This is a genomic window from Archangium sp. (genome assembly GCF_036389735.1).
Classification (GTDB): domain Bacteria; phylum Myxococcota; class Myxococcia; order Myxococcales; family Myxococcaceae; genus Archangium.
On the sequence record NZ_DASVWK010000827.1, the window covers coordinates 1 to 5,334 of the forward strand.

4 protein-coding genes and 1 pseudogene are annotated in these 5,334 nt (G+C 67.5%); 4 read left to right on the top strand and 1 reads right to left on the bottom strand.

What is annotated here, in order from left to right; genetic code table 11:
- From VF794_RS29630 to VF794_RS29645, 4 genes and pseudogenes are all read left to right on the top strand, one after another.
- Window positions 1-96: pseudogene (locus VF794_RS29630) on the top strand (porphobilinogen synthase); the annotation flags it as partial.
- A gap of 39 nt (window positions 97-135) precedes the next feature.
- Window positions 136-672 (top strand): hypothetical protein, encoded by a 537-nt coding sequence (locus tag VF794_RS29635; RefSeq protein WP_331116204.1) that lies wholly within the window; start codon window positions 136-138, stop codon window positions 670-672.
- Window positions 673-701: 29 nt separating this feature from the next.
- Window positions 702-1,307, top strand: coding sequence for an RDD family protein (locus tag VF794_RS29640; protein WP_414640979.1), 606 nt, complete (start codon window positions 702-704; stop codon window positions 1,305-1,307).
- Window positions 1,292-3,487 (top strand): D-alanine--D-alanine ligase family protein, encoded by a 2,196-nt coding sequence (locus VF794_RS29645; protein ID WP_331116208.1) that lies wholly within the window; start codon window positions 1,292-1,294, stop codon window positions 3,485-3,487. The genes VF794_RS29640 and VF794_RS29645 overlap by 16 nt, the downstream gene beginning before the upstream one ends.
- A gap of 70 nt (window positions 3,488-3,557) precedes the next feature.
- On the opposite strand, the gene VF794_RS29650 is transcribed toward VF794_RS29645, so the two are convergent.
- The coding region (locus tag VF794_RS29650; RefSeq protein WP_414640978.1) for an RCC1-like domain-containing protein at window positions 3,558-5,334 on the bottom strand (1,777 nt) is incomplete at its 5' end.

Below are 5,334 nucleotides of genomic sequence, written 5' to 3' on the forward strand. Positions count from 1 at the left end.
CGCCTGATGCTGGAGATCCTCACCTCCATCAAGCGGGCTGGCTCGGACCTCATCATCACCTACCACGCACTGGAAGCCGCCAGGCTTCTGGGTTGACCTCACCCCCCCAATTGAGGGCAAAGATTGAGATCGGCCATGGCCACCAAGAAGAAGAAGCGGCCCCCACCTAGATCGGCGGCAACCCAGCCCGCGACCCGGCGTCCCCTGCGAGCCGGCAAGCGGCCGGGTGCCGCCCGAGCCTCCGTGCCCGCCGTCGCTCCGCGCCCCGCGGGGCCGCTCCAGTACAAGGTCGTCGAGCTGTCCACCGTGGACGAGGGGACGCTCGAGCGCACCGTGAATGAGTGGAGCACCAAGGGGTGGACGCTGGATGGCGTGCAGTTCGCCATGCGCGAGTCCTCCAAGCGACCGGCCATGGCCTTCGTCTTCTTCACCCGCGAGGGCGAGGCGGCCACGCATGACGTGGAGTCCGCGCGAGGCCGGCTGCGGGAGATGTCCGAGACGGGCTCGCCCACGGCCGCGCTGGTGGCCTCACCGGACTTCACCGGCAACGCCGCCACGCCCTATCGCCGACCTCCGGGCACGGTAAGTGCCCATGAGCGGCTCGCGCAGCTCGCGGGCCTCGATGAGCCGGAGCGTCCCGAGCGAGGCCTCATCCTGGAGCCCGAAGAGTGAGCTCCCTTCCCTCGAAGCCCTTCCTCTCCATGCCCCGCCGCCGCGGCCTGCGGGTGGTGAATGACGAGGACGTGCCAGGCTCGCCCTATCCCAAGGCCGCGCTGTGGATGCGGTTTGGCGCGCGCCTCGTGGACGTGTCCGTGGCCTGGGGGCTCTGCGTTGTATGCGGCGCCGCCGGGAACGTGGTGGCGCTGCTCTTCCTGCTGCTGGCCGATGGCATGTTCCAGGGCCAGAGCGTGGGCAAGCGCATCTTCGGCGTGAAGGTGATGCACCTGCCGACGCGCTCGGCCGCCCGTCACCGGGACAGCACGCTGCGCAACGCGCCGCTGGCCCTGATCGTCCTGCTGGGGATGATGCCGCCGCCGCTGGGGGCGGTCGCCGGCCTGGCGGGCCTCTTCGTGATTGGCGGAGTGGAGGCCCTGCGCGTGGTGAGGGATCCGCTCGGCTGGAGGCTGGGCGATACGTGGGCCCAGACGCAGGTGGTGGATGGGAAGGTCGTCGCCGGAGCAACGGTTGCAGCACGCACGCCCGTGACGCCCGCTCGCGTCCCGGGCAGGTTCTTGTCCGCGGCCCGGGTCCACCGGTGCCGCACTCTCGAGAAGTCCAGAAGGGGAAAGCCTTGCGCATCGCGCTGACCTACAACCTCAAGCTGTCCGACTCGGAAGACGAGGCGGAGTTCGATACCCAGGAGACGGTGAACACCCTGGCCGCGGCCATCGAGCGGCTCGGACACCGGCTGGAGCGCTTCGAGGTGAGCGGTCCCGCCTCGCGCACCGTCGCGCGGCTCGAGGCCTACAGCCCGGACCTCATCTTCAACATCGCCGAGGGCCGCCGGGGCCGCTTCCGCGAGGCCTTCTACCCGGCGCTCTTCGACGAGCTCGGCTTCGCGTACACCGGCTCGGACGCGTACGCGCTGGCGGTGACGCTGGACAAGCAGCTCACCAAGCTGGTGCTCTCCAAGCACGGCATCCGTACCCCCGGCTGGCAGTTCGTCGAGAAGCTCAACGAGCTCAAGGCCGAGGACCTGCGCTTCCCCGTCATCATCAAGCCCAACTTCGAGGGCTCCTCGAAGGGCATCACCCAGGACTCGGTGGCCGAGACGGTGGATCAGGCCCGCGAGAAGGTGGCCCAGGCCCTGGCGCGCTACCCGGCCGGCATCCTCGTGGAGGAGTTCATCAGCGGCACGGACATCACCGTCCCGTACCTGGGGGCGGTGCAGAACGACCATGACGGCGTGCTCAGCCCGACGGAGTACGACATCGACCCGGCGGCCATCGCCGGGCGCAAGTACGCCATCTACGACTACGAGCTGAAGACGAAGAAGGACAGCGCGGTGAAGGTTCGCGCCCCGGCCAACATCCCTCCCAAGGTGGCCGAGGAGATGCGCACCATGTCGATGAAGATCTTCCAGGTGCTCGACTGTCGGGACCTGGGGCGCATCGACTTCCGGCTGAGCGACGCGGGCGTGCCGTACTTCCTGGAGATCAACGCGCTGCCGAGCCTGGAGCCGGGGGCGGGCATCTACGCCGCCGCGGCCATGGAGGGCATGCACCTGGATGGCGTGGTCAACTCCATCATCCAGAGCGCGGCGCGGCGCTACAAGATCAAGGACGGCAAGCGCCAGGGCAAGCCGACGCGCAAGTCGGGACCGCTGCGGGTGGGCTTCACCTACAACGTCAAGCGCGTGAAGCCCATGGCGGCGGACGGCACGGCCCTGGAGGACAGCGAGGCCGAGTACGACTCGCCCACCACGCTCCAGGCCATCCGTGAGGCGATCGCCTCGTGGGGCCACGAGGTGGTGGACCTGGAGGCCACGGCGGAGCTGCCGAGCGTGCTGGCCAGCACGCCGTTGGACATCGTGTTCAACATCGCCGAGGGCTTCAAGGGCCGCAACCGCGAGAGCCAGGTGCCGGCGATGTTGGAGCTGCTGGACATCCCGTACACGGGGAGCGATCCGGCGACGCTGTCCATCGCGCTGGACAAGGCGCTGGCGAAGAAGATCGTGCGTCAGGCGGGCATCCACACGCCCAACTTCCAGCTGATGCACACGGGCAAGGAGCGGCTGGACAAGCAGTTCACCAGCTTCCCGCTGATCGTGAAGCCGGTGGCGGAGGGCTCCTCGAAGGGCGTGGTGAGCAAGAGCGTGTGCCGCAGCGAGGCGGAGCTGCGCGAGGTGGTGAAGGAGATCGTCACCAAGTACCAGCAGCCGGCGCTGATCGAGGAGTACATCGGCGGGCGCGAGTTCACGGTGGGCCTGTTGGGCGAGCGGCGTCCGCGTGTGCTGCCGCCGATGGAGATCGTCTTCCTGGACAAGGAGGACAAGACGCCCATCTACAGCTTCCAGCACAAGCTGGATTGGAACGATCGCATCCGGTACGACGCGCCGGCGAAGATCGAGCCGGCGTTGCTGGAGAAGCTGAGGACGGCGGCGCGCAGCTCGTTCATGGCGCTGGGGTGCCGGGACGTGGCGCGCATCGACTTCCGCATGGACGACAAGGGCCGCATCTACTTCATCGAGTGCAACCCGCTGCCGGGCCTCACGCCGGGGTGGAGCGACCTGGTGCTGATCGCCCAGGGCGCCGGCATGGACTACCGGGGACTGATTGGTGAGATCATGGCCCCGGCGATCCGCCGCTACAAGGAGCGCGAGGCTCGGCGAGCGGCCGACGAGAGCGCGCTGATGAAGCTTTCGATGGAGAAGGCGTCCATCGAGAAGGCCACGCTGGCGGAAGAGAAGGCCGGAGCGGTCGCGGCCGGCTCGGGCTCCAGCTCGTCGTCCGGCGAGACGCCTCCGCGCATGGAGATGAAGGCCTGAAGAAGGAAAACCCCTGCCGCCTGGTGAAGGCGGCAGGGGTTGGTGGATGCGAGAGCTGTCCTGGGCTGGTTCAGCTCGCCGGCGTCACCTTGAAGACCACGGTGCCGCTGCAGCTGTTGCTGGAGTAGCAGCCGGCGCGCAGCTCGTAGCTTCCCGTGGTGGGGGCGGTGTACTGGATGTAGGAGGCCACGCCGCCGCAGCTGTCATCGTTGTAGGCCACCTGGGTAGCGCTGGTGCCGAACAGGCGCAGGTAGGTATCCCCGGTGGCCGAGGCCCCCGACAGGTTGCAGGTGCCTACCTCCAGCTTGTCCCCAGCGTTCAGGGGGATGATCCGGTTGACGGTGCTCTGCTGGGCGCTGTTGGTGTTGGAGGCATTGTAGGTGAGCGGCTCGATCTCGACCGTGGAGGGCACGAGCACCGGAGCGTTGTGCTGGGTCGTGGTTCCATCTCCGAGCTGGCCGTACTGGTTGTCGCCCCAAGTCCACACAGAGCCGTCCTGCTTGAGGGCTAGCGAGTGAAGGCCGCCCGCCTGGACGGACACCGCGCCCGAGAACCCTGGCATCTGCACCGGCGTGGTGCGCCCGGTGGTGGTGCCATCGCCCAGTTGGCCGAAGAAGTTGCTCCCCCAGGCCCACACGGTTCCATCCTGCTTCAGCGCCAGCGAATGGGAGAGGTCCGCTTCGATGCTCGTGACGCCAGCCAATCCGGACACTTGAACCAGCGTGGCCCTTGCCGTGGTGGTACCGTCCCCGAGTTGGCCATTGGGGTTGTTGCCCCAGGCCCACACGGTTCCACCCTGCTTCAATGCCAGCGCATGGTAGTGGCCGGAAGCGATGGCGATGGCTCCCGAGAGCCCCGCGACTTGCACCGGCGTGGTTCTATCCGTGGTGGTTCCGTCCCCGAGCTGCCCGTAGGAGTTGTCGCCCCAGGCCCACACGGTTCCATCCGGCTTCAGCGCCAGTGAAGACCACCAACCCGCTGCGACGCTCATCGCACCCGAGAGCCCCGCGACCTGCACCGGCGTGGTCCTTGTCGTGGTGGTGCCGTCGCCGAGTTGGCCGTTGTCATTGTTGCCCCAGGCCCACACGGTTCCATCCTTCTTCACGGCCAGCGAATGCTCCTTCTTCGCGGAGAGGGCCACCACGTTCGTGAGCCCAGCGACCTGCACTGGAGTGGTTCTGGTCGTGGTGGTGCCGTCGCCAAGCTGCCCGTGTGAGTTGTAGCCCCAGGCCCACACGGTGCCGTCCTTCTTCAGTGCCAGGGAATGGTGATCACCCGCGGCGATGGACTCGACGTTGTCGAGCCCCACCACCCGCACCGGCGTGGTGCTCTGGGTGGTCGTCCCGTTGCCGAGCTGTCCCGAATCATTGAGTCCCCAGGTCCAGACGGTTCCATCCCGGTTCAACTTCAGGCTGTGGGAATACCCAGCCGCCACCTTGCGAAGTTCGATCGCGGGGGGCACCATCACCGGTGAGGAGCGATTGGTGAGAGTGCCATCACCGAGCTGGCCGGACTGGTTGAAGCCCCAGGTCCATACGGTGCCGTCCTGTTTGAGGACCAGGGAGTGGGCGCCGCCAGCCTGGACGGACACCGCGCCCGAGAACCCCGGTACTTGCACCGGCGTGGTGCGCTGGGTGGTGGTGCCATCGCCAAGTTGGCCGAAATAGTTGTCGCCCCAGGCCCACACGGTTCCATCCTGCTTCAGCGCCAGCGAATGGGTGATGTCCGCTTCGATGCTCATGACGCTGGACACGCCGGACACCTGCACCGGCGTGGTGCGCGAGAATGTGGTGCCATCGCCAAGCTGGCCAGCGTAGTTGTAGCCCCAGGCCCACACGGTTCCATCC